This window comes from Mitsuaria sp. 7 (assembly GCF_001653795.1).
Lineage (GTDB): Bacteria > Pseudomonadota > Gammaproteobacteria > Burkholderiales > Burkholderiaceae_C > Roseateles.
This window is the reverse complement of sequence record NZ_CP011514.1, coordinates 4,817,904-4,841,152: the sequence shown is the minus strand read 5'-3', so window position 1 is coordinate 4,841,152 and position 23,249 is coordinate 4,817,904. Positions and strand designations below refer to the sequence as shown.

19 protein-coding genes and 1 riboswitch are annotated in these 23,249 nt (G+C 69.6%); of the genes, 13 read left to right on the top strand and 6 right to left on the bottom strand.

The window, feature by feature from the left end:
* Positions 1-50 precede the first annotated feature (50 nt).
* Positions 51-890 carry a hypothetical protein gene (locus ABE85_RS21285; protein WP_157522726.1) on the bottom strand — a complete coding sequence of 280 codons (840 nt, stop codon included), beginning with the start codon at positions 888-890 and terminating at the stop codon, positions 51-53.
* Between the two features lie 94 nt (positions 891-984).
* Between ABE85_RS21285 and ABE85_RS21280 the strand changes: the two genes are divergently transcribed.
* From ABE85_RS21280 to ABE85_RS21265, 4 genes are read left to right on the top strand one after another with little or no spacing between them, the layout of a single operon-like run.
* Entirely contained in the window at positions 985-2,028 is a 1,044-nt protein-coding gene (locus tag ABE85_RS21280) for a fumarylacetoacetate hydrolase family protein (protein ID WP_067279341.1), read from the top strand.
* On the top strand, positions 2,009-2,686 hold the full coding sequence (locus ABE85_RS21275) for a DUF4197 domain-containing protein (protein WP_067279338.1): 678 nt from the start codon (positions 2,009-2,011) through the stop codon (positions 2,684-2,686). The genes ABE85_RS21280 and ABE85_RS21275 overlap by 20 nt, the downstream gene beginning before the upstream one ends.
* On the top strand, positions 2,683-3,315 hold the full coding sequence (locus tag ABE85_RS21270; protein ID WP_067279335.1) for a pyridoxamine 5'-phosphate oxidase family protein: 633 nt from the start codon (positions 2,683-2,685) through the stop codon (positions 3,313-3,315). Before ABE85_RS21275 ends, ABE85_RS21270 begins: the two co-directional genes overlap by 4 nt.
* A gap of 22 nt (positions 3,316-3,337) precedes the next feature.
* Positions 3,338-4,426 (top strand): homocysteine S-methyltransferase family protein, encoded by a 1,089-nt coding sequence (locus ABE85_RS21265; protein ID WP_067279332.1) that lies wholly within the window; start codon positions 3,338-3,340, stop codon positions 4,424-4,426.
* 3 nt (positions 4,427-4,429) lie between these two features.
* Here the strand turns inward: ABE85_RS21265 and ABE85_RS21260 are convergent, their stop codons facing one another.
* Positions 4,430-5,635 carry a hypothetical protein gene (locus ABE85_RS21260; RefSeq protein WP_067279329.1) on the bottom strand — a complete coding sequence of 402 codons (1,206 nt, stop codon included), beginning with the start codon at positions 5,633-5,635 and terminating at the stop codon, positions 4,430-4,432.
* Positions 5,636-5,813: 178 nt separating this feature from the next.
* Positions 5,814-5,918, top strand: a riboswitch (S-adenosyl-L-homocysteine riboswitch).
* Positions 5,919-6,000: 82 nt separating this feature from the next.
* On the opposite strand from ABE85_RS21260, the gene metH reads away from it, so the two are divergent.
* Complete coding sequence (gene metH / locus ABE85_RS21255; RefSeq protein ID WP_082938821.1) at positions 6,001-8,769, top strand: methionine synthase; 2,769 nt, start codon at positions 6,001-6,003, stop codon at positions 8,767-8,769.
* A gap of 157 nt (positions 8,770-8,926) precedes the next feature.
* Positions 8,927-9,592: a glycine zipper 2TM domain-containing protein gene (locus ABE85_RS21250; RefSeq protein WP_067279326.1), complete on the top strand. Its 666-nt coding sequence runs from the start codon at positions 8,927-8,929 to the stop codon at positions 9,590-9,592.
* A gap of 91 nt (positions 9,593-9,683) precedes the next feature.
* Here the strand turns inward: ABE85_RS21250 and ABE85_RS21245 are convergent, their stop codons facing one another.
* Genes ABE85_RS21245 through ABE85_RS21235 form a run of 3 tightly spaced genes read right to left on the bottom strand, consistent with a single transcriptional unit; the run spans position 9,684 to position 12,345 of the window.
* The gene (locus ABE85_RS21245) at positions 9,684-11,201 is read right to left on the bottom strand and encodes a YifB family Mg chelatase-like AAA ATPase (protein WP_067283276.1); all 1,518 of its coding nucleotides are present in this window, start codon (positions 11,199-11,201) and stop codon (positions 9,684-9,686) included.
* A gap of 22 nt (positions 11,202-11,223) precedes the next feature.
* On the bottom strand, positions 11,224-11,757 hold the full coding sequence (locus tag ABE85_RS21240) for a hypothetical protein (protein WP_157522724.1): 534 nt from the start codon (positions 11,755-11,757) through the stop codon (positions 11,224-11,226).
* A gap of 33 nt (positions 11,758-11,790) precedes the next feature.
* Positions 11,791-12,345, bottom strand: a complete 555-nt coding sequence (locus ABE85_RS21235; RefSeq protein ID WP_067279319.1) for an ImmA/IrrE family metallo-endopeptidase — start codon at positions 12,343-12,345, stop codon at positions 11,791-11,793.
* 302 nt (positions 12,346-12,647) lie between these two features.
* Between ABE85_RS21235 and ABE85_RS21230 the strand changes: the two genes are divergently transcribed.
* From ABE85_RS21230 to ABE85_RS21200, 7 genes are all read left to right on the top strand, one after another.
* Entirely contained in the window at positions 12,648-13,370 is a 723-nt protein-coding gene (locus tag ABE85_RS21230) for a TorF family putative porin (protein WP_067279316.1), read from the top strand.
* A 10-nt stretch (positions 13,371-13,380) separates the two neighbouring features.
* Positions 13,381-13,719, top strand: a complete 339-nt coding sequence (gene glnK / locus ABE85_RS21225; protein WP_067279313.1) for a P-II family nitrogen regulator — start codon at positions 13,381-13,383, stop codon at positions 13,717-13,719.
* Positions 13,720-13,760: 41 nt separating this feature from the next.
* Positions 13,761-15,314 (top strand): ammonium transporter, encoded by a 1,554-nt coding sequence (amt, locus tag ABE85_RS21220; protein ID WP_067279309.1) that lies wholly within the window; start codon positions 13,761-13,763, stop codon positions 15,312-15,314.
* Between the two features lie 110 nt (positions 15,315-15,424).
* The gene (locus tag ABE85_RS21215) at positions 15,425-16,378 is read left to right on the top strand and encodes a LysR family transcriptional regulator (RefSeq protein ID WP_067279306.1); all 954 of its coding nucleotides are present in this window, start codon (positions 15,425-15,427) and stop codon (positions 16,376-16,378) included.
* Between the two features lie 122 nt (positions 16,379-16,500).
* Positions 16,501-17,313, top strand: a complete 813-nt coding sequence (locus ABE85_RS21210) for a putative hydro-lyase (protein ID WP_067279303.1) — start codon at positions 16,501-16,503, stop codon at positions 17,311-17,313.
* A gap of 49 nt (positions 17,314-17,362) precedes the next feature.
* Positions 17,363-18,601 carry an MFS transporter gene (locus ABE85_RS21205; RefSeq protein WP_067279299.1) on the top strand — a complete coding sequence of 413 codons (1,239 nt, stop codon included), beginning with the start codon at positions 17,363-17,365 and terminating at the stop codon, positions 18,599-18,601.
* The gene (locus ABE85_RS21200) at positions 18,602-22,267 is read left to right on the top strand and encodes a hydantoinase B/oxoprolinase family protein (protein WP_231993151.1); all 3,666 of its coding nucleotides are present in this window, start codon (positions 18,602-18,604) and stop codon (positions 22,265-22,267) included. It abuts the gene before it with no gap.
* Here ABE85_RS21200 and ABE85_RS27745 read toward each other — a convergent pair.
* A complete protein-coding gene (locus ABE85_RS27745; RefSeq protein ID WP_067279296.1) occupies positions 22,255-23,151 on the bottom strand; it encodes a hypothetical protein in 897 nt (298 codons plus the stop codon). The two genes, ABE85_RS21200 and ABE85_RS27745, sit on opposite strands and share 13 nt — an antisense overlap.
* Positions 23,152-23,249: the final 98 nt, after the last annotated feature.

Genomic DNA, 23,249 nt, shown 5'->3' with positions numbered 1-23,249 from the left:
CGCGCACACACGGGATCGAGGTCAAGCGGACATGTGCGCGGCTGACCCGCTCACTCCAGCAAGCGGAGCGCCCACTGCTCGTCGTCGTCCAGACTGAAGCGCAGGTCGACCGCCAGGAAACCCCGCCGCCCATCGAGCCAGACCGACCATTGCAGTGCCGGACGGCCGGCACCTTGCGCGAGATCGCGGCGCAGGAGCCACCGGTCGCCGTCGCGCGCGCGCACCTCGAAATCCCAGTCGTTGACGCCCGCGGGACCGGCCACCGGCACGCGCAGACGTTGCCCCACGTAGGGCGCCGGTTCCGCGGCCATCATCGCGGCCAGCTGCAGCCACCACGACAGCCGGTCCTGCGTGCCCGCCGACAGGGCAAAGGCGCGCGCGCCTACAAGGAGAACCGGCCGCGCGGCGTCCCGGTCGAAGATCTGCAGCTCGCGCTCGCGGCCCTGGCGCGACACGCGGTGTCGTTCCGGCTGCAAACCTTGCGGACCGACGCGCCCTTCGCTGCGCCAGACCGGCAGTTCACGGTCGCCCGCGCGGCGTTCGAGCGTGATGTCGTAGCGGCCGTTGCCGATGTGGAAGCTCAGGGCGGCCTCACCGGGTCGGCCGTCGATGACGAACGCGTAGGCGAGCGCGCCGTCGCCGCGCAGCGGCAGCGCCAGCAGCGCGGGCACGGGACGGGTCTCGGCAGGGGGCCTTGGTTTGGGTGGGAGCGCAGGGCGCGAGACCGTGCGCCGCACGATCGGCGGAGCGACCACGGGCGCGACCGGTTCGGCCTTCGGCGGGGGCGGTGGACGTGGTGCGTCGATGACGCGGGCCGTCACCACCGGCGTGTCGATCGCCCGCGGCAGTCCGCGATCGGAGAGCGCGACTATCGCTCCCGCATGCAGCATCAGCGCCCCTGCGACGGCCGTGGCGAACGCGACCCGCTCCTGAGGTGAAAATGCCGCCAACGATCGCCCGACGAATGACTGTCCGAACACCACGATGAAACTCGCAACCTACCGCGACGGATCCCGCGACGGCCAACTGGTGGTCGTGTCGCGAGACCTGAGCCAGGCATGCTATGCCAACGGCATCGCCACGCGCCTGCAACAGGTGCTGGACGACTGGAATTTCATGGCGCCTCAACTCGAGACGCTGTCGCAGTCGCTGAACCACGGCCGGGCGCGGCACGGGTTCGCGTTCGACCCCAAGCAATGCCTGGCCCCGCTGCCGCGTCTGGCCGGCTGGATCGCCGGCGAGGCCTATCCCGAGCAGGGTCAGGCCTTGCGCGAGCGCGGCCTCGCGTGGCCGGAGCGCCTCAGCGCCCCGCTGCTGCGCGCGGGCGGCGCCGAGGCGCTGCTCGGCCCCACCGAACTGCTGGACCTGCGCACGCCCGGCCTGGAGCCCGAGCCGCAGCTCGCCGCGCTGACCGGCGACCTGGCGCAGGGCGCGGTGCCGTCGGAGGCGCTGGAATCGATCCGGTTGCTGATGCTGGTCAGCGACTGGGTGCTGCGGCCGGTGCAGCAGGAAGAACTCGCCAACGGCTGGCCCGCACTGCACAGCCGCCCCGCGCTGCAGTTCGCGCCGGTCGCCGTCACGCCGGACGAACTGCCCGGCGCCTGGTACCTCGGACGCGCGGCGCTGCAGCTGCAGGTCATGCGCAACGGGCGCAAGCAGGCGGTCGTCGACGCGAAGACCGGCATGAAATGGTCCTTCGGCGACCTGCTCGCCGAGGCCGCCCTCAACCGGCCGCTGCGTGCCGGCACGCTGGTGGGCGCGGGCACGCCGGTGCTCGGCAAGCCGGTGTCGCTCGAACCCGGCGACAGCCTGCGCATCGAGTTCAAGCTCGGCGACGGCCCGGGCCCGTTCGGTGCCATCGACATGGACCTCGCGGAGTCGGAAGATGCAGCGTCGGACGACGCCGGCATCGACGAGGACGCCACGGACGAACCCTCGAACGACGCTGCCGAGGCGACCCCCGACGCCGTCGAGACGGCAGCCCCTGACGCTCAAGAAGGAGACACCGATGACCCTGCTTCGCCGTGACCTGATCGCCCTGCTGGGCGCGGGCTGCGCCTCGCCCTGGGCGATGGCGCTGAGCCTGAGCGAGGGCGACGCCGCCTCCGGCGTGCGCGCCGCGCTCGAACGTGGCGCCCAGGCGGCGCTCGCGAACCTGGGACGCACCGATGGCTTCCTCGGCAACCCGCAAGTGAAGATCGAATTGCCTGGTGCCCTCAAGGACGCCGCACGCCTGCTGCGCACGACCGGCCAGGGCAAGCGCATCGACGACCTGATCACCTCGATGAACCGCGCCGCCGAGCAGGCGATGCCCGAGGCGCGTCAGCTGCTGGTGAGCACCGTGCGCAACATCAGCGTCGAGGACGCGGTGAAGATCGTGCGCGGCGGCGACAACGCGGTGACGCAGTTCTTCGAGGAGAAGACCCGCTCGCCGCTGTCGACGAAGTTCCTGCCCATCGTGACCAAGGCGACCGAGCGCCAGTCGCTGAGCGAGAAGTACAACGCGGTGGCCGGCAAGGCCTCGGGCTTCGGGCTCATCCGCAAGGAAGACGCCAACCTGCAGGGCTACGTCACCGACAAGGCGCTGGACGGCCTGTACTTCATGATCGGCCAGGAGGAGAAGAAGATCCGCCAGGACCCGGTCTCCACCGGCAGCGCCATCCTGAAGAAGGTCTTCGGCGGATGAGCGCGTGGCTGGACCGCTCGCACGACCTGGCGACCGTCGACGCGCTGCGGACGGTCTACGAGGCACCCACCGCGCCCGCCACGCTGGACAAGGAATGCGACCACGTCCACCCGCTGTACCGGCCGTTCATTGAAGCCTCGCCGTTCGCGATCCTTGCGACGCGCGGGCCGCATGGACTCGACACCTCGCCGCGCGGCGACGCGCCCGGCTTCATCGAAGTCGCCGATCCCAGGACGCTGCTGCTGCCCGACCGTCGCGGCAACCATCGCATCGACAGCCTGCGCAACCTGATCCACGATCCGTCGCTGGCGCTGCTGTTCCTGATCCCGGGCATCGGCGAATGCCTGCGCGTGAACGGCGTGGGCCGCATCAGCGCCTCGCCGGCGCTGCGGGAGCGCTTCGCGGTCGAGGGCCAGTTGCCGAAGTCGGTGCTGGTGATCGAGGTGCACTCGGTCTTCTTCCAGTGCGCGCGGGCGGTGAAGCGTTCGGAGTTGTGGAATCCGGCCCGCCATGTCGAGCGCACCACGCTGCCGTCGACGGGGTCCATCCTCGCCGGCCTGAGCGCGGCGGTCGACGGCGCCGCCTATGACGCCGAACTGGAAGAACGCCAGCGCCGCACGATGTATTGACGGGTTTCCTACAATCGGGGCCATGAATGCCCCGAGCTCCGCCCGTCCCGTCGTCGCCCGTCCCGTGGTCTATACCCGCGGTGCCGCCTTGCCCGCCATCCTGGCCAAGCGCATCGCCGTCCTGGACGGCGCGATGGGCACGATGATCCAGCGCTACAAGCTGACGGAAGCCGACTTCCGCGGCGCGCGCTTCGCCGATCATCCGAAGGACCTCAAGGGCAACAACGACCTGCTGGTGATGACCAAGCCCGAGGTCATCAGCGAGATCCACCGCCAGTACCTCGAGGCCGGCGCCGACATCATCGAGACCAACACCTTCGGCACGACCAGCGTGGCGCAGGAGGACTACGGCCTCCAGGACTATGCCTACGAGATGAACGTCGCCGCCGCCCGGCTGGCGCGCGAGGCCTGCGACGCGTTCAGCACGCCGGACAAGCCGCGCTTCGCGGCCGGGGCGCTCGGCCCGACGCCGCGCACCGCCTCGATCAGCCCGGACGTCAACGACCCCGGCGCGCGCAACGTCGACTTCGACACCCTGCGCGCGGCGTACTACGACCAGGCCAAGGCGCTGCTGGAAGGCGGCGTCGACCTGTTCCTGATCGAGACCATCTTCGACACGCTGAACGCCAAGGCCGCGATCTTCGCGGTCGACGAACTGATGGACGACACCGGCGAACGCCTGCCGGTGATCATCTCCGGCACGGTGACCGACGCGTCGGGCCGCATCCTGTCGGGGCAGACGGTGACGGCGTTCTGGCACTCGGTGCGGCACGCGCAGCCGCTGGCCATCGGCTTGAACTGCGCGCTGGGCGCGGCGCTGATGCGGCCCTACATCGAGGAACTCTCGAAGGCGGCCGGCGACACGCCGATCTCCTGCTACCCGAACGCCGGCCTGCCCAACCCGATGAGCGATACCGGCTTCGACGAGACGCCGGACGTGACCGGTCGCCTGGTCGGCGAGTTCGCCGCCGCGGGTTTCCTGAACATCGCGGGCGGCTGCTGCGGCACGACGCCGGACCACATCCGGGCGATCGCGCAGAAGGTCTCCGCCTACCAGCCGCGCCGCTGGGGCAGCAAGCTGTTCAGCGGGCTGGTCGCCGAAGAGATCTGAGCCTCAGTACAACTTCAGCATCGTGTCCATGTTGATCCGCAGGCGGATCTCATGCGGCGCGAGGCTGGCCGTGATGGCCTGCGCCTGCAGCCGCGTGTCGCGCAGCACCGGCGAGGTCAGCGGCGTGCCGCTGCGACCGAGCAGCGAGGCCACCAGCGGCGCGTTGGCGCTGTGGCCGCGCTTGAGCACCATGCCCTCCTCGCCGTTGGCGAGCCTGACGAGCGAGCCCGGCGGATAGAGCCCGATCGCCTTGATGAGCGCGGCGCCGGCTTCGTCCGGTTGCTGGAGTTCGTCGAGGTAGACCGCCCTCGCCGCCTGCGCCGCGGACAGCGGCCGGCGGCTGCGCCGCGGGCTCAGGCGCGCGCCGTAGACGTCGGCGCGTCGCAGCAGTCGCGCCATCAACTCGCCGTCGGAACGGCCGGCCAGCGGCCCCGGACCGGCGTCGTGATGCAGACGCACGGCGGTCAGCCAGTCCTCGTCGTCGACGCCGATCGCCAGCAGCGTCGCCGCCGCGCGGTCGCCGTGGCCGGCGAGCTGTTCGCGCTGCGCGTCGCCGAGTGATTCCGGACGCATCGCGTGCTGGTCCTGCTGCGCGCCGCTGTCCAGGTTCATCGTCAGCGCCGCCAGGCCGAGCGTGCGGCGCCGGCCTTCGCCCCAGCCGAGCTGGCGCGTGGTCATCTCCACCAGCGCCAGCGACAGCAGCGCATGCCGCGCGCTGTACTGCAGCGGCTCCTGGCCGGCGTCGTGCACCAGCATCGCGAGCGAGGCGTCCGGCTGCTGCGTCAACCGCGCCAGCACCTTGTCCAGCAGCTCCGTCAGCCGCAGCAGGAACTCCGGCCGTCGCGGATCGCGCAGCACCTGCTGCGCATGCCATTGCAGGTCGGCCCAGATGGCGGTGTGCGCCGGCGCGGTCTGCTGCGGCATCGGCATCGGCCGCGTGGGCTTGTATTCGGCGGTCGCGTTGGCCAGCGCCGACATCGACGCGCCCTGCAGCATCATCGTGTCGAGCTTGTGGGCGAGCGCGCGCTGGTACTCGCGCGTCTCGTGCGCCTGCACGAACGGGCCGCGGGCCAGCAGGTCGCGGACCTGCGGCGTGTCGGGCAGCGCGTGCCCGGAGGCGAACAGCAGATGTCCCGCCGCGTCGCGCAGCGAGAACGTCAGCACCTGTCCCACGCGCAGGCTGTTTGGTGGCAGTTGGACCAGATCCACGGTGCCTTCCCTTCGACGTGTCGTCGTCTTGTCGTTGTTGTGTCGTTGCCGCGGCGAGGATAGGGGCGCCCGAGGCCGCGCAAGGCAATACGGCACGAACAAACCAGGGCCGGATCGGTAGAATGCACGCTGTTCCCGCTCCCAGCAAGGCCGCACCCGCGCCCCTGCGGCGGCGGTGGTTTCCGAGGAGCGTTGCGACAGGTCCCGTCACCCGGGTGCCCGCCAGGCTCGGAACGGCGGTGTCGGACTCCCGGACACCGCCTCACAACGGCGCTCACCGACCCGCGTTCCGCGGGGTTGCGGTGAGTTGCGCGGCCCCGTCTTTCGTCTCAGCTCACGTCCAGCTCAGAAAAAGCGCCGCTGCCATGTCCGCCACGAATCCCGCCTCCGACAGTTCCGCATCGCCCGCCGCGCAGGTCGCCGTTCCGCCGATGAAACTCGCCGGCCTGGAGCCTGTGAACATCGGCGCCGGCACGCTCTTCGTGAACATCGGCGAACGCACCAATGTGACGGGGTCGAAGGCCTTCGCGCGGCTGATCCTGAACGGCGAGTTCGAGGCCGCGCTGGGCGTCGCCCGCCAGCAGGTCGAGAACGGCGCGCAGGTCATCGACATCAACATGGACGAGGCCATGCTCGACAGCAAGGCCGCGATGGTGCGCTTCCTCAACCTGATCGCCTCGGAGCCCGAGATCGCCCGCGTGCCGATCATGATCGACTCGTCCAAGTGGGAGGTGATCGAGGCCGGCCTGAAATGCATCCAGGGCAAGGGCATCGTCAACTCGATCTCGCTGAAGGAAGGCGAGACGGAGTTCCGCCGCCAGGCCAAGCTGATCCGCCGCTACGGCGCGGCCGCGGTGGTGATGGCCTTCGACGAGACCGGTCAGGCCGACACCTACCGGCGCAAGACCGAGATCTGCACCCGCGCCTATCGCATGCTGGTCGACGAGATCGGATTCCCGCCCGAGGACATCATCTTCGACCCCAACATCTTCGCGATCGCCACCGGCATCGAGGAGCACAACAACTACGCCGTCGACTTCATCGAGGCCACGCGCTGGATCAAGCAGAACCTGCCCGGCGCGAAGGTCAGCGGCGGCGTGTCCAACGTGTCGTTCAGCTTCCGCGGCAACGAGCCGGTGCGCGAGGCCATCCACACGGTCTTCCTGTACCACGCGATCCAGGCCGGCATGGACATGGGCATCGTCAACGCCGGCATGGTCGGCGTCTACGACGAGATCCCCGCCGACCTGCGCGAGCGCGTCGAGGACGTGGTGCTGAACCGCCGCGAGGATTCGACCGAGCGGCTGCTGGAGGTGGCCGAGACGGTCAAGGGCGCCGCCAAGGACGACAGCGCCAAGCTGGCCTGGCGCGCGGGCGACGTCGGCGCGCGGCTGTCGCATGCGCTGATCCACGGCATCACCGATTTCATCGTCGAGGACACCGAGGAAGCCTGGCAGGGCATCCTCGCCCAGGGCGGCCGACCGCTGCACGTGATCGAAGGCCCGCTGATGGCCGGCATGAACGTCGTGGGCGACCTGTTCGGCGCGGGCAAGATGTTCCTGCCGCAGGTGGTGAAGAGCGCGCGCGTGATGAAGTCCGCCGTCGCGCACCTGGTGCCCTACATCGAGGAAGAGAAACGCCTGATGGCCGCCGCCGGCGAGGACGTGCGCTCCAAGGGCAAGATCGTCATCGCCACGGTGAAGGGCGACGTGCACGACATCGGCAAGAACATCGTGACGGTGGTCCTGCAGTGCAACAACTTCGAGGTCGTCAACATGGGCGTGATGGTCCCGTGCCAGGACATCCTCGCGAAGGCCAAGGTCGAGGGCGCGGACATCATCGGCCTGTCGGGCCTGATCACGCCCAGTCTCGAGGAGATGCAGTACGTCGCCGCCGAGATGCAGCGCGACGACTACTTCCGCATGAAGAAGATCCCGCTGCTGATCGGCGGCGCGACGACCAGCCGCGTGCACACGGCCGTGAAGATCTCGCCGCACTACGAAGGACCGGTGGTCTACGTGCCGGATGCGTCGCGCTCGGTGGGCGTCTGTTCGGAACTGCTGTCGGACGAACGCGCGACGCGCTTCATCGACGAGCTGAAGTCCGACTACGAGAAGGTCCGCGAGCTGCACGCCAACAAGAAGCAGACGCCGATGGTGACGCTGGCGCAGGCCCGCGCCAACAAGCACCGCGCCGACTTCACGACCTACACGCCGGCGGTGCCGCGCTTCATCGGCCGGCGCCAGTTCCGCAACTACGACCTGGCCGAGCTCGCGCAGTGCATCGACTGGGGGCCGTTCTTCCAGACCTGGGACCTGGCGGGGCCGTTCCCGGCGATCCTCAAGGACGAGGTCGTCGGCGCCGAGGCGCAGCGCGTGTTCAGCGACGGCAAGCGCATGCTGCAGCGGCTGATCGAAGGCCGCTGGCTGACCGCCAGCGGCGTGATGGGCCTGTACCCCGCCGCGCAGGTCAACGACGACGACATCGAGATCTACAGCGACGAGTCGCGCACCGAGGTGCTGATGACCTGGCGCGGGCTGCGCATGCAGTCCGAGCGGCCGGTCGTCGACGGCGTGCGCCGGCCCAACCGCTCGCTGGCGGACTTCGTCGCGCCCAAGGGCACGGTGCCGGACTACATCGGGCTGTTCGCGGTCACCGCCGGCCTGGGCGTGGACAAGAAGGAGCAGCAGTTCGTCGACGATCTGGACGACTACTCCGCGATCATGCTGAAGGCGCTGGCGGACCGGCTGGCGGAGGCCTTCGCCGAGCGGCTGCACCAGCGCGTGCGGCTGGACCTCTGGGGCTACGCGGCCGACGAGACGCTCAGCAACGAGGAACTCATCAAGGAGTCCTACCGCGGCATCCGTCCGGCGCCGGGGTATCCGGCCTGCCCGGATCACCTGGTCAAGCGGGACATGTTCCGCGTGCTGCAGGCCGAGGACATCGGCATGGCGCTCACCGAGGGGATGGCGATGACGCCGGCGGCCAGCGTCAGCGGCTTCTACCTGGCGCATCCGGAGGCGGCCTACTTCAACGTGGGACGCATCGGGGACGACCAGGTGTCGGACTGGGCGGCGCGCATGGCGCTCGACCATCAGGACGCCCAGCGGGCCCTCGCGCCGCTGCTCGGCTGAGGCGCCGACGCAACGAAAACCGCATCACGCGGCCTTGTCTTACAGGCGGCGTTTCACCCCTTTACAAACGGGACAGTTTTCGGCCCCCGCGACTTGTAACAGCGTGGCATTCTTCGCCCATCCCCCGTTGCTAGGGGAAAACCATAAGAGGTGAATCATGGCGTTGAATACCAATCAGAAGATCGCGGCTGGGGCCGTGGGAGCGACCGTGCTGGTCGTGGCGGCCTTCTTCGCGGGGCGCCAGGCGGCGCCGTCCCTGCCCGACTCGCCGGTCGCGACGACCGAGCAGCAGGGCAACATCGTCGACCGCAACGGCGCCAACGCCGCGGACGAATCCCGGGCGGCGCGCCGCTCCGGCGATGAGGCGGTCCAGCGTCCGGCCAACGACTCGCGCCGCGTGGCGCAGCAGCAGGCCCCGCGCGACGGCGGCTCGACCGGTTATGCGGACAACAACGGTTCGTCCGGTTCGGCGCAGTCCGAGTCCCGCATCTGCTCGTCCTGCGCGACGGTGCTCTCGGTCCGCACCGAGGCGCGTGAAGGCCAGGGCACCGGCATCGGCGTCGTCGGCGGCGCGGTGGTCGGCGGCCTGCTGGGCAGCGCGGTCGGCGGCGGAACGGGCAAGAAGATCGCCACCGTGGGCGGCGCGGTCGCGGGCGGCTACGCCGGCAACGAGATCGAGAAGCGCCAGCGCAGCACCACCGTGTGGGTGGTCAAGATGCGCAATGCCGACCAGAGCAACCGCACGATGACCTTCAGCCACGACCCGGGCGTGCAGAACGGCGACGTGGTGCGCGTGAACGACGGTCAGCTGGTCCGCCAGTAAACGCTGCGCGGTTTCGCGCCAGCTCATCGACAACGCCGGCGATGCCGGCGTTGTCGTTTCTGGACGGAAGCAGGGGGTCCGGCGCGAGGGGTCAGTCGTTGCGGCCCGGCAGCGCCCGGCGCCACTGGATCGCTTCCGAGACATGCAACGCGGTGATCGTGTCGCTGTCCGCCAGATCAGCGACGGTGCGCGCGATGCGCAGCACCCGGTGGAAGCTGCGAGCGGACCAGGCCAGCCGGGCCGCCGCGCGATGCAGCATCGACTCGCCCTCCGGCGACATGCCCAGATGACCGTCGAGCTGCCCGGCGGCCAGCATCGCGTTGGAGCAACCCTGGCGCCGCACCGCGCGGTCACGTGCCGCGGCGACGCGGGTGGCGACGGTGACACTGGTCTCGCCGTCGGCGGCCGCCGACAGGATGGTCGGGGACAGCACCGGCACTTCCACGGTCAGGTCGATGCGATCGAGCAGCGGGCCTGACAGCCGGTTCTGATAACGCGTGACCTGGTCCGGTGAACATCGGCAGGCCTTGGTCGGATTGCCGAGGTGCCCGCAGGGGCAGGGGTTCATCGCCGCGACCAGCTGGAAGCGCGCCGGGAACTCGGCTTGATGCGCCGAGCGCGAAATGTGCACCCGGCCTGTCTCCAGCGGTTCACGCAGGGCCTCGAGCGACATGCGCTGGAATTCCGGCAGCTCATCGAGGAAGAGCACGCCATGTTGCGCGAGCGTGATCTCGCCCGGCCGAGGCGGCGAACCGCCACCGATCATCGCGGCCGCCGAGGCGCTGTGATGCGGCGCGCGGAAGGCGCGCTGCGCCCACATCGACGGACGGAACTGGCCGTTGGCGCTGAGCAGGGCGGCGGACTCCAGCGCCTCCGATTCGGACAAGGGCGGCAGCAGCGTCGGCAGCCGCTGCGCGAGCATCGACTTGCCGGTGCCCGGCGGTCCGACGAGCAGGATGCTCAGGCCGCCTGCCGCGGCGATCTCCAGCGCGCGCTTCGGTCCGCTCTGCCCCTTGATGTCGCGCAGGTCCAGCGGCGTCTCGCCGCGCGGCGGCGGATCGCGCTGCACACGCGGCAGCGGTGCCTCGCTGCCCGGTTGCAGCGCGTTCACGAGGTCGAGCAGATGCGCCGCCTCCCGCACGACGAGTCCCTGCACCAGCGCCGCTTCCTCGGCGCAACCCCGAGGCAGGACCAGCTCCCGCTCAAGCTTGGCCGCGCGCAGCGCGAGCGCCATCGCCAACGCGCCTTTGACCGGACGCAGTTCACCCGAGAGCCCGAGTTCTCCGGCGCATTCGATGTTCGTGAGCATCTCCGCGTCGATCTGCCCGCTCGCCGCGAGCAGCCCGAGCGCGATCGGCAGGTCGAAGCGCGCGCCCTCCTTCGGCAGGTCGGCGGGCGACAGATTGACAGTGATGCGCTTGTTCGCCGGGAACTCCAGGCCGCTGCTCTGCAGCGCGGCACGCACGCGCTCGCGGGACTCCTTGACCTCCAGGTCCGCGAGCCCCACCAGCGTGAAGCTCGGCAGGCCGTTGGCCAAGTGCACTTCCACTTCGACCGCCGCGGCCGAGAGGCCGTCCAGCGCGCGGCTGTGGATGATGGAAAGGGACATCGCCATGAGATGTCGCCTCGCCTCAGCGTTTGGGTAGGCCTTCGAGCACCATCTTGATGGTGTCTGCCGCCGCCTTCAACAGTTCGATGCCTGGAAGGCCGGTGCTTGCAGGGGGTGATTCCTTCTCCGGCGTGGCGGACACATCGGTGTTGACCTTCATCGAGAACGTCGCTCGGATCAGTCCGATGGCCAGGACGACCGCGCCCACCATCAGGACTGAGATCACCGCCACGATCGCGTGCGGCCACGCCTGCGATGGAGTCGCTCGATCGGCGAGTTCTCCGTCGAGTGCGACCAGGTCCGCGGGCATCGCATGCGGGGACTCCAGAACCGGGAGGCGGGCATGTTCGACGAAGGCGCCCATGACCGCATGCAGGCTCATGGCGACCATCACGAGCACCAACGCCGCAAGACACAGGGACAGCGCTCGGAAGCAGAGGCGGGCGCGCGCTTCGACCGCATCGCTCAGCACGGCGGTACTGGGTGTCTCCGGTCCTGCTGGCGTGAAGACGGGTTGACGCGGCGTGAGATTGGAGAGGGGCGGGAGATCCGACATGATCGGCTCCTTGAAAGGGGTGGGAAAGGCGGTTCAGCGACCCCTGCGCAATTGCTCGTAGCGGAATGCCAGCAGGTCCAGCGGAACCCAGAGCGTCTTGACGATCTGGTCCGCGTTTCTCATCCATCCGCTCGTGAGGCACCACCTGAACTTTTCGGTGGGAACCAGCAGGCTTGCGGCGAATAGGTTGGCTGCCTGGTCGCGCGGATCGGGGGCATCGTTCGCGAACGAGTTCCACGACTCAAGGGGAGGGCATTCATGGCGCAGCACGATGTGGCCGAGTGCATGGGCGATGGCGAAGCGCAGCCGGTAGATCGGATCGTTGACATCGACCACGATCCAGAACCTGCCGTCCGCGCCGGGATACGCCGAGCTTCGATCCTGATCGGTCAGGGCATACACCTCGATGCCCATGCGCCTGGCGATCCGCTCCGGAACGATCGGCATCGAACCGTCGCTGTACCGCGCCACGACCCACTCCGCCGCATCCTCCGGCCGCATGTGCGACAGGTCCACGGGCCACTGCACCTGCACGCCGCTCGACTTGCCGTCGGACTCGCTGCCCGTTCCGCCGCCTTGCATCGCCATCCCTTCCGCACCTGTTCGATTCATGAGCTCCGCAGTGTCGGCAGCGAACGATTTCACGCCTAGCACCCTGTTGGGGCGTTTCTAGGGTTAACCAATCCCCCATCCGCGCATGCATTTGGTGCGCTTTGACGCTTGACGGGGCGGTATCGGCAACCGTTCGTCGCGGCGTGAGCCGGAATGGGGCCCTTTCGGGGGGAATGTGGGGGAAGGGGACTCGCCCGGGAATGCTTGGCACAAAAGCTGCAAAGCCTCTCCCGGAAGCAGTCGCCCAGAGTCGCCCCAACAATCAGGAGCCCCCGCGCATGAAGCCCATCGCCGCCGTCCGTGCCGCAGCAGTCGCCGCCATCGCCGCCATCGCCCTCCCGGCGCTGGCGCAGGAGGCCAACCCGCTGTCCTTCAACGTCAGCGTCACCTCCGACTACCGCTACCGCGGCATCTCGCAGACGCGGCTCAAGCCCGCCCTGCAGGGCGGTGTCGACTACGCCCATTCCAGCGGCTTCTACATCGGCGCCTGGGCCTCCACCATCAAGTGGATCAAGGACGCCGGCGGCGACGCCGACATCGAGATCGACACCTACGCCGGCTACAAGACCGAGGTCGGCGGCGGCGTCACCGTCGACGTGGGCTTCCTGCGCTACAACTATCCGAGCAACAAGCTCGAGACCAGCGCCAACACCAACGAGCTGTACGGCGCCGTCTCGTACGGCCCCGCCACGCTGAAGTACTCGCACGCGATCAGCAACCTGTTCGGCTTCGCCGACTCCAAGCAGAGCGGCTACCTCGACCTGAGCGCGACCTTCGACGTCGGCGGCGGCTTCACGCTGACGCCGCACGTGGGTCACCAGAAGGTCAAGAACAACAGCGCGGCCAGCTACACCGACTACGCGGTCACGGTGAACAAGGACTGGTCCGGCTTCACGTTCGGCGCCGGCTTCGTCGCCACCAACGCCGAAGGCTACATCGGCGGCAAGGGCAAGGACCTCGGCAAGAACGGCGTGGTCGTGTCCGTCAAGAAGGTCTTCTGAGGAGCTACGAATGAAACTGATCACTGCCGTCATCAAGCCCTTCAAGCTGGATGAAGTGCGCGAGGCGCTCAGCGCCATCGGCGTCCAGGGGCTGACCGTCACCGAGGTCAAGGGCTTCGGCCGCCAGAAGGGCCACACCGAGCTGTACCGCGGCGCGGAGTACGTCGTCGATTTCCTGCCCAAGGTGAAGATCGAGGCCGCGGTCTCCGACACCGTCGTCGAGCAGGTCATCGAGGCCATCGAGAACGCCGCCCGCACCGGCAAGATCGGGGACGGCAAGATCTTCGTCTCCCCGCTGGACCAGGTGATCCGCATCCGCACCGGCGAGACCGGCCAGGACGCGCTCTGAGCACGCCGATTCCCCAAGACCCAACGAAAAGAGTCCGCAACATGAAGAAACTACTCGCCTGCCTGGCCCTGGCCGCGGCAGCCTTCACCAGCCTGGCCCCCGCGGCCATGGCGCAGGAGGCGGCGTCCGCGCCCGCCGCCGTCGCCAGCGAGACCACCGCCCAGGCCCCCGCGCCGACGGCGCCGGCCGCCACGACGCCTGCGGCGCCCGCCGCCTCGGCCCCCGCCGACGCCGCGTCGGCCGCCGCCGCGGCCCCGCCCGTCATCAACAAGGGCGACACGACCTGGATGATGGTCTCCACCCTGCTGGTGATCATGATGACGGTGCCAGGTCTTGCCCTGTTCTACGGCGGCCTGGTCCGCAGCAAGAACATGCTGTCGGTGCTGATGCAGGTGATGGTCACCTTCTCGCTGATCGTCGTGCTGTGGGCGCTGTACGGCTACAGCCTGGCATTCACGGAGGGCAACAAGTTCATCGGCGGCTTCGACCGGCTGTTCATGAAGGGCATCTGGGACAACGTCGCCGGGACCTTCGCGCCGGGCGCGACCTTCAGCAAGGGCGTCTACATCCCCGAGATCGTGTTCGCCGCCTTCCAGGCGACCTTCGCCGGCATCACCTGCTGCCTGATCGTCGGCGCCTTCGCCGAGCGCATCAAGTTCAGCGCGGTGCTGCTGTTCATGGTCCTGTGGTTCACCTTCAGCTATACGCCGATGGCCCACATGGTCTGGTTCTGGATGGGCCCGGACGCCTACTCCTCGGCCGCGGTCGTCGATGAGATGAACGGCAAGGCCGGCCTGCTGTGGCAGTGGGGCGCGCTGGACTTCGCCGGCGGCACGGTGGTGCACATCAACGCCGCGGTCGCGGGCATCGTCGGCGCCTTCATGGTCGGCAAGCGCATCGGCTACGGCAAGGAAGCGTTCACGCCGCACAGCCTGACCCTGACCATGGTCGGCGCCTCGCTGCTGTGGGTGGGCTGGTTCGGCTTCAACGCCGGCTCCGCGCTGGAAGCCAACGGCTTCGCCGCGCTGGCTTTCATCAACACGCTGTTCGCCACGGCCGCCGCGGTGCTGGCCTGGTGCGTCGGTGAAGCGCTGCTCAAGGGCAAGGCCTCCATGCTGGGTGCCGCCTCGGGGGCCGTGGCCGGTCTGGTCGCCATCACGCCGGCTGCCGGCAACGTCGGCATCGGCGGCGGTCTGGTGATCGGCCTGGTCGCCGGCTTCGCCTGCCTGTGGGGCGTGTCCGGTCTGAAGAAGCTGCTGGGTGCGGACGACTCGCTGGACGTCTTCGGCGTCCACGGCGTGGGCGGCATCGTCGGCGCGCTGCTGACCGGTGTCTTCAACAGCCCGAGCCTGGGCGGCCCGTCGGCCGTCGGCGACTGGGTGACCGCCGCGACCATCGCGCCGGACGCCTACTCGATCGGCTCGCAGGTCCTGACGCAGCTCAAGGCTGTCGTGCTGACCATCGTGTGGTCGGGCGTGGTCTCCGTGATCGCCTTCAAGGTGGTCGACCTGGTGATCGGTCTGCGTGTCTCCGAAGAGGAAGAACGCGAGGGCCTGGACATCAGCTCGCACGGCGAGACCGCGTATCACAAGTAAGAAGATCTCCAGTCTCCTGCAATGCTCAAAGCCGCCCTCCGGGGCGGCTTTTTTTCGTCGGTGCTTCCACGCGTGCCGGCGACCCTCGACCACTTCCACAATCCGCCGCCATGAACCTCCGCTTTGTCGAAGCCTTCCACTGGGCCGCCTCGCTGCGCAGCATCACGCGCGCGGCGGAGAAGCTGCACATCACGCAGTCCGCGCTGTCGAGCCGGATCGCGACGCTGGAGGAGGAGCTCGGCGTGGTGCTGCTGGACCGGCGCGACAAGCAGTTTCGCCTGACCGTCGCCGGTCAGCGTTTCCAGACGCTGGCGCAGCGGCTGCTCGACGTGCAGCGGCAGGTGAAGGAGGAGATGGGCGGCACCGGCGGCGCGGGCCGGCCGGCGGTGCTGCGCATCGGCGCGATCGAATCGGTGGTGCACAGCTGGCTCACCGGCTGGCTGCAGGAGATGCGCGCGGCGAATCCGGACTTCGAGCTCGAGCTGACGGTGGAGACCTCGCCGGTGCTGGTCGATCAGGTGCGGCGGGGCGCGCAGGACCTGGTCTTCGCGGCGATCCCGGCGGCCGATGCCGGCGGCGTGCGCACGCGGGCGATGGCCTCGATGACCATGGGTTTCGTCGGCCGCTCGGACCTGCACACCAAGCGCCGCTACGGACTGTCGGACCTGGCGGGCCATGACCTGCTGACCTTCCAGCGCGGCTCGCAGCCGCACCAGGCGCTGCTGCAGATGTTCCAGGAGTCGGGCCTGCCGCTGCCGCGCGTGCATGCGATCTCGTCGATCTCGGCGATGGTGCAGCTGGTGGAAGGCGGCTTCGGCATCGCCACCTTGCCGGTGGCGGTGGCGGAGCAGCTGGCGAAGCGGACCTCGCTGCGCGTGCTGCGCAGCGACACCGACCTGGTGCCGCTGCCTATCCATGCCAGCTATCGCGAGGATCCCAGCTCGCAGTTGACGGAGTCGGTGCTCGACTCCGCGCTGGACCACGTCGCGCGGCAGGCCGCGGGGAAGGCGTCCGGCGGGTCTTCCGGGAAAGCCCGCATGGCATCGGCGGCGTCCCGGCGATAAGCGGAATCGCTGCTGTCCTCATCGAAAAAATCGATGATGGTGCGCGGAAAATTTGCGTTGGATCGCGATGCCGGTCGGCTTTCACAATCCGCCACATCGTCAGACAGCCCCCGCGATCCGCCATGAGCCACCCGACCGATCTCCACGATCTCGACGCCTCGTCCAGCGCGCTCGACGTCCGACTCGCCGCACGCGCCGGCCGCTTCGCCGGCCACACCAGCGGACTGGCCAGCGAGTTCGTTCAAGCCAACCTCGCGATCCTGCCGGCGGCGCTCGCGGAAGACTTCCGCCGCTACTGCGTGTTGAATCCGCAGGCCTGCCCGCTGCTCGGCGTGACCAGGCCCGGGGATCCGGCGCTGGCGGCGCTTGGCGCGGACCTGGACCTGCGCAGCGACGTGCCGCGCTACCGCGTGTGGCGGGACGGCGAACTCGTCGACGAACCCACCGACGTGACGCGCTGGTGGCGCGACGATCTGGTCGCCTTCGTCATCGGCTGCTCGTTCTCGTTCGAGCACGCGCTGCTGGCGGAAGGCATCCCGCTGCGGCACGTCGAGCAGGGGCGCAACGTCGCGATGTACCGCACCAGCATAGCGACCGCGCCCGCCGGCGTCTTCCGCGGGCCGACCGTCGTGTCGATGCGGCCGCTGACCGCCGCTGACGCGATCCGCGCGGTGCAGATCACCTCGAAGCTCCCGCAGGTGCACGGTGCGCCGCTGCATCTGGGCGATCCCTCGCGCATCGGCATCGACGACATCGCCAGGCCCGATTACGGCGATGCGGTCGACATCCGCGACGGCGAACTCCCGGTCTTCTGGGCCTGCGGCGTCACGCCCCAGTCGGCGATCGCGACGGCGCGTCCGCCGTTCTGCATCACGCATGCGCCGGGTCACATGCTTGTGACCGACCTGCTGAACCGCGACCTGATCGCGGCCTGATCGACGCGGAATCGACGCCCGATCGACGCCTGAAAAAAGGAACGACACCATGTGGCTCAGAGACACCACGCCCACCGAGCGGCGCACCCTTGTCGCGACCTTCGCCGGCTACGGCGTCGACGGTTTCGACTACATGATCTACACCTTCCTGATCCCCACGCTGATCGCGGCCTGGGGCATGAGCAAGGGCCAGGCCGGCGCGATCGCCACCGGCGCGCTGCTGACCTCGGCCATCGGCGGCTGGGCGGCGGGCGTGCTCGCGGACCGCTTCGGCCGCGTGCGCGTGCTGCAGTGGACGGTGCTGTGGTTCGCGCTGTTCACCTTCCTCAGCGGCTTCACGAATTCGTTCGAGCAGCTCTTCTTCACCCGCGCGATGCAGGGCTTCGGCATGGGCGGCGAGTGGGCGGTGGGCTCGGTGCTGATCGCCGAGACGATCAAGGCGAAGCACCGCGGCAAGGCCGCCGGACTGGTGCAGAGCAGCTGGGCCATCGGCTGGGCGGCGTCGGCGGTGGCGTTCTGGGGGCTGTACTCGGTGCTGCCGCCGGAGACCGCGTGGAAGGTGCTGTTCTGGATCGGCATCGTGCCGGCCCTCCTGATCCTCTACATCCGCCGCAACCTCGACGAGCCCCCGGTCTACCTGGCCGAACAGGCGCGCGCCAAGGCCCGCGGTGAACGCGCCAACTTCCTGCGGATCTTCTCGCCGGCGCTGCTGCGCAACACCGTGCTCGCCAGCCTGCTGGCCACCGGCATGCAGGGGGCGTACTACTCGGTGACGACCTGGCTGCCGACCTTCCTCAAGACCGAGCGCCACCTGTCGGTGCTGGGGACCAGCGGCTACCTGCTCGTGCTGATCGCCGGCTCCTTCGCCGGTTACCTGACCAGCGCCTGGCTCTGCGACGCGATCGGCCGGCGCCGCTGCTTCATGCTGTTCGCGCTGATGGGCGGCATCCTGGTGCTGGCCTACACGCAGATGCCGATCACCGACGGCCTGATGCTGGTGCTGGGCTTCCCGCTGGGCTTCTTCCTGTCGGGCATCTTCTCCGGCATGGGCGCCTTCCTGGCGGAGCTGTTCCCCAGCGACGTGCGCGGGTCGGGCCAGGGCTTTTGCTACAACATCGGACGGGCGCTCGGCGCGGCGTGTCCCGCGCTGATCGGCAGCTTCAGCACCCAGTACCCGCTGGGTCAGACCCTGGGATGGATGGCGGCGCTCTGCTACGGTCTGGTGATCGTCGCGGCGCTGGCCTTGCCTGAAACCCGGGGACGCGAACTCGCGCCCGCAGCCGCCTGAATGAACGCTTTGGACCTCATGATGCAAGCCACTCCTTCCCCCGATCGCTGGCAGTTCTGGATCGACCGCGGCGGTACCTTCACCGACCTGGTCGGACGCGCGCCCGACGGCACGCTGCAGACGCTCAAGCTGCTGTCGGAGAACCCGGAGCACTACCGCGACGCGGCGGTCGAGGGCATCCGCCGCCTGCTGAGTCTGAAGGCCGGCGAGCCCATCACGGCGGACCGCGTGGACTGCGTGAAGATGGGCACGACGGTCGCGACCAACGCGTTGCTGGAGCGCCGCGGCGACCGCACGCTGCTGGTGACCACGCGCGGCTTCCGCGACGCGCTGCGCATCGCGACGCAAGCGCGGCCCAAGCTCTTCGAGCGCCACATCCAGCTGCCCGAGTTGCTGTACGAGCGCGTGGTCGAGGCCGACGAGCGCGTCGATGCGCAGGGCGTGGCCATCGCCGCGCTCGATGACGACGCGCTGCGCGTCGACCTGCAGTCCGCCTTCGACGCCGGTCTGCGCGCCTGCGCGATCGTGTTCCTCCACGGCTGGCGCGCGCCGGCGCATGAACTCGCCGCCAAGCGCCTCGCGCAGGAGATCGGCTTCACGCAGATTTCGGTCTCGCACGAGGTCAGTCCGCTGATGAAGCTGATCCCGCGCGGCGACACCACCGTGGTCGACGCCTACCTCAGCCCGATCCTGCGGCGCTACGTCGACCAGGTGGCGGCCGAGATGCCCGGCGTGCGGCTGTTCTTCATGCAGAGCTCCGGCGGCCTGACCGAGGCGCGCCGCTTCCAGGGCAAGGACGCGATCCTCAGCGGACCGGCCGGCGGCATCGTCGGCATGGTGCGCACGGCGGAGGCGGCCGGCCACGACCGGCTCATCGGCTTCGACATGGGCGGCACCTCGACCGACGTCAGCCACTTCGCCGGCGAGTTCGAACGCGCCTTCGACACCGAGGTCGCCGGCGTGCGCATGCGCGCGCCGATGATGAGCATCCACACGGTGGCGGCGGGCGGGGGATCGGTGATCGCCTTCGACGGCGCGCGGCTGCGCGTGGGACCGGCCTCGGCCGGCGCGAACCCCGGGCCCGCGAGCTACCGCCGCGGCGGTCCGCTCGCGACCACGGACGCCAACGTGATGCTGGGCCGCATCCAGCCGGCGCATTTCCCGAAGGTCTTCGGGCCGGGCGCGGACGAGCCGCTCGATGGCGAGGTCGTGAAGACGCGCTTCGACGAGCTCGCCGGGCAGATGTCCGCCGCGGGCAAGCCGATGACGGCCGAGGACGCCGCCGCCGGCGCGCTGCAGATCGCCGTCGGCGCGATGGCGAACGCGATCAAGCGCATCTCCGTCGCGCGCGGCTACGACGTCACCGGCTACACGCTGCAGTGCTTCGGCGGCGCGGGCGGCCAGGCGGCCTGCCTGGTCGCGGACGCGCTCGGCATGACGCGCATCCTGGCGCATCCGTTCGCGGGCGTGCTCAGCGCCTACGGCATGGGTCTGGCCGACCAGACCGCGATGCGGGAGGCCTCGATCGAGCGCGCGCTCGATGCCGACGGCCTGTCCGCCGCGCGCGAGACGGCGTCGTCGCTGGCGGCGCAGGCCGGCGGCGAACTCGAATCGCAAGGCGTGCCCGCCGCTGCGCTGCGCACCATCGCGCGCGCGCAGGTCCGCTACCAGGGCACCGACACGGCGCTGACCTGCCCATTGCCGCTCGACGGCTCGGCGGCGGCGGCGATCGCCGCCATCCGCGAAGCGTTCGAACAGGCCTACCGCCGCCGCTTCGCCTTCCTGATGCCGGATCGCGCGCTGGTGATCGAGGCGGTCTCGGTCGAGGCGCTCGCCGCCGGCGCGTCGCTGGAGGCCCCCGTCGAGGCCGCGATCGCCAGCACGCACCGCCCCGAGCCGCTGGAGCGCGTGCGCATGTACTGCCTGGCCGACGAGTCGCCCGCGGGCTGGCGCGACGCCGAACTCCATCACCGCGAGTCGCTGCAGCCTGGCGCCCGCATCGACGGTCCGGCGATCGTCGCCGAGCGCAACGCGACGACGGTCGTCGACGCCGGCTGGCGCGCCGAGCTGCAGTCCTCGGGCGACCTGCTGCTGACGCGCGTCCGCGACCGCACCCGCACGCGCGCGCTGGGCACCGAGGCCGACCCGGTCGTGCTGGAGGTCTTCAACAACCTCTTCATGAACATCGCCGAGCAGATGGGCCTGCGGCTCCAGAACACGGCGCATTCGGTCAACATCAAGGAGCGGCTGGACTTCAGCTGCGCGCTGTTCGACGCGCAGGGACAGCTGATCGCCAACGCGCCGCACATGCCGGTGCACCTGGGCTCGATGAGCGAGTCGATCCGATCGGTGATCGAGCGCAACCCCGCGATGAAACGCGGCGACGTCTACGTGCTCAACGACCCGTACCACGGCGGCACGCACCTGCCCGACATCACCGTCGTGACGCCGGTGTTCCTGGACGAGGACGACGCGGCGCCGGGCTTCTTCGTCGCCAGCCGCGGCCACCACGCCGACATCGGCGGCATCACGCCGGGATCGATGCCGCCGTTCTCGAAGGACATCGGCGAGGAGGGCGTGCTGATCGACAACTTCCAGCTGGTCGAGCAGGGCCGGCTGCGCGAGGCGGAGCTGCAGGCGCTGCTGCGATCCGGCCCGCATCCGAGCCGCAATCCGGCGCAGAACCTGGCCGACCTGCGCGCGCAGGTGGCGGCCAACGAGAAGGGCGTGCAGGAGCTGCAGGCGATGGTGGTCCAGTTCGGCCGCGCCACCGTCGAGGCCTACATGCAGCACGTGCAGGACAACGCCGAAGCCTCGGTACGGCGCGTGATCTCGGTGCTGAAGGACGGCGCGTTCACGCTGCCGCTGGACAACGGTGCGCGCATCCAGGTGAAGGTCACCGTGGACGCGGCGGCGCGGCGCGCGACGGTCGATTTCACCGGCACCAGCGCGCAGCAGTCCAACAACTTCAACGCGCCCAAGTCGATCACGATGGCGGCGGTGCTCTACGTGTTCCGCACGCTGGTCGACGACGCGATCCCGCTGAACGCGGGCTGCCTGAAGCCGATCGACGTGATCGTGCCCGAAGGCTGCATGCTGAACCCGCGTTTCCCGGCGGCGGTGGTCGCGGGCAACGTGGAGACCTCGCAGTGCGTCACCAACGCGCTGTACGGCGCGCTGGGCGTGATGGCGGCCGGCCAGTGCACGATGAACAACTTCACCTTCGGCGACGCGACGCACCAGTACTACGAGACGATCTCGGGCGGTTCGGGCGCGGGACCCGGCTTCGACGGGACCTCGGTGGTGCAGACGCACATGACGAACTCCCGGCTCACCGATCCCGAGGTGCTGGAGTTCCGCTTCCCGGTGCGGCTGGACAGCTATGCGATCCGTCAAGGCTCGGGCGGCGCGGGCCGCTGGCGCGGCGGGGAGGGCGGCGAGCGCCGCATCCGCTTCCTGACGCCGATGACGGCCTCGATCCTGAGCAACGGGCGGACCTCGGGCGCCTTCGGCATGGCCGGCGGCCTGCCGGGTGCGATGGGGGAGAACGTCGTCGAGCGCGCCGACGGCCGGATCGAGGTCCTGGGCCACATCGGTCAGGTGGAGATGGCGCCCGGCGACGTCTTCGTCATCCGGACGCCCGGCGGCGGGGGTTACGGGGCCTGATATCGGCGCGGCGGCGGAGGCAGCTTCAGCAGTTCCTCCGCCAGCCCGAGCAGGGCGATGGCCCGCTCTGTCGCGATCGGTCGAGGTGCCTCACCTTGCGGATACTCCTGCAGGATGCCGACGATGGCGTCCTGGACCGAGACCTCGGTCAGCGGCGGGCGATCGCCCGCCCGCCAGCGGGCGTGCAACCGTTCGGCGTCCGCGAGCATCTGCGGCTGCGGCGCGCCGTCACGGGTCAGCACGGCCAGCGTGTCGCTCCGGTCTCCGGGCGCTTGCGCGCTGGCGGCGTCGCGGAAGGCCGCGCAATGCCGGACCACGGCCAGCGCGACCTGGGGAGACCACGCACCCTGTCCCGGCAAGGCGGTGACCTGCAGCAGATCCATCTCCAGGGTCGTGCTTGAGGCTTCCGTCGTCCCGGGAGTCCGCGACTGGAGTTTCAGGCACAGCCGGGACATGTCCAGCCCGTCCGGCAGTCCGCGCTGCTGCGGCACCACCCAGCTGTCGACGGTCACCTTCACCTCGCCGTCGCGGCGGAATTCGCCGTCGACCCCGAGGTCGTTGCGGGGCAGGCGCCCGTTGTCCTGGCCCGGAACCATGTCCACCACCAGGCCCACGCGACCTGCCTTGAAGAGCAGGGCGAGCTGGGCGCGATCGCGCTCGCTCCCGGGCGGTCCCATGAGCGTCGTGGCCCGGCCCTTGATCATGTCCGACGGTGCGCGAGGGTCACGCTTCTCCCAGGCGCGTTCGCACAGCAGCTCGGCATCCCGGTGGTGACGGATGTACCAGTCCGGCAGCGCTTGCCGTCCGATCTCGGGTTCGCCGGCGAGGCCGCACCAGCCGGCGAGGTCGAGGACGGGTTGCGGAAGGTAGTCGGAGATGGGCATGGCGCCTCCAGGCGGTGAGGAGGCTCATGAGTTGTCACCCGGGAACTTGAGTTCGCGTGCGGCACCCTGGCTCGCGCTTGACCGGCGAGCGCCACTTC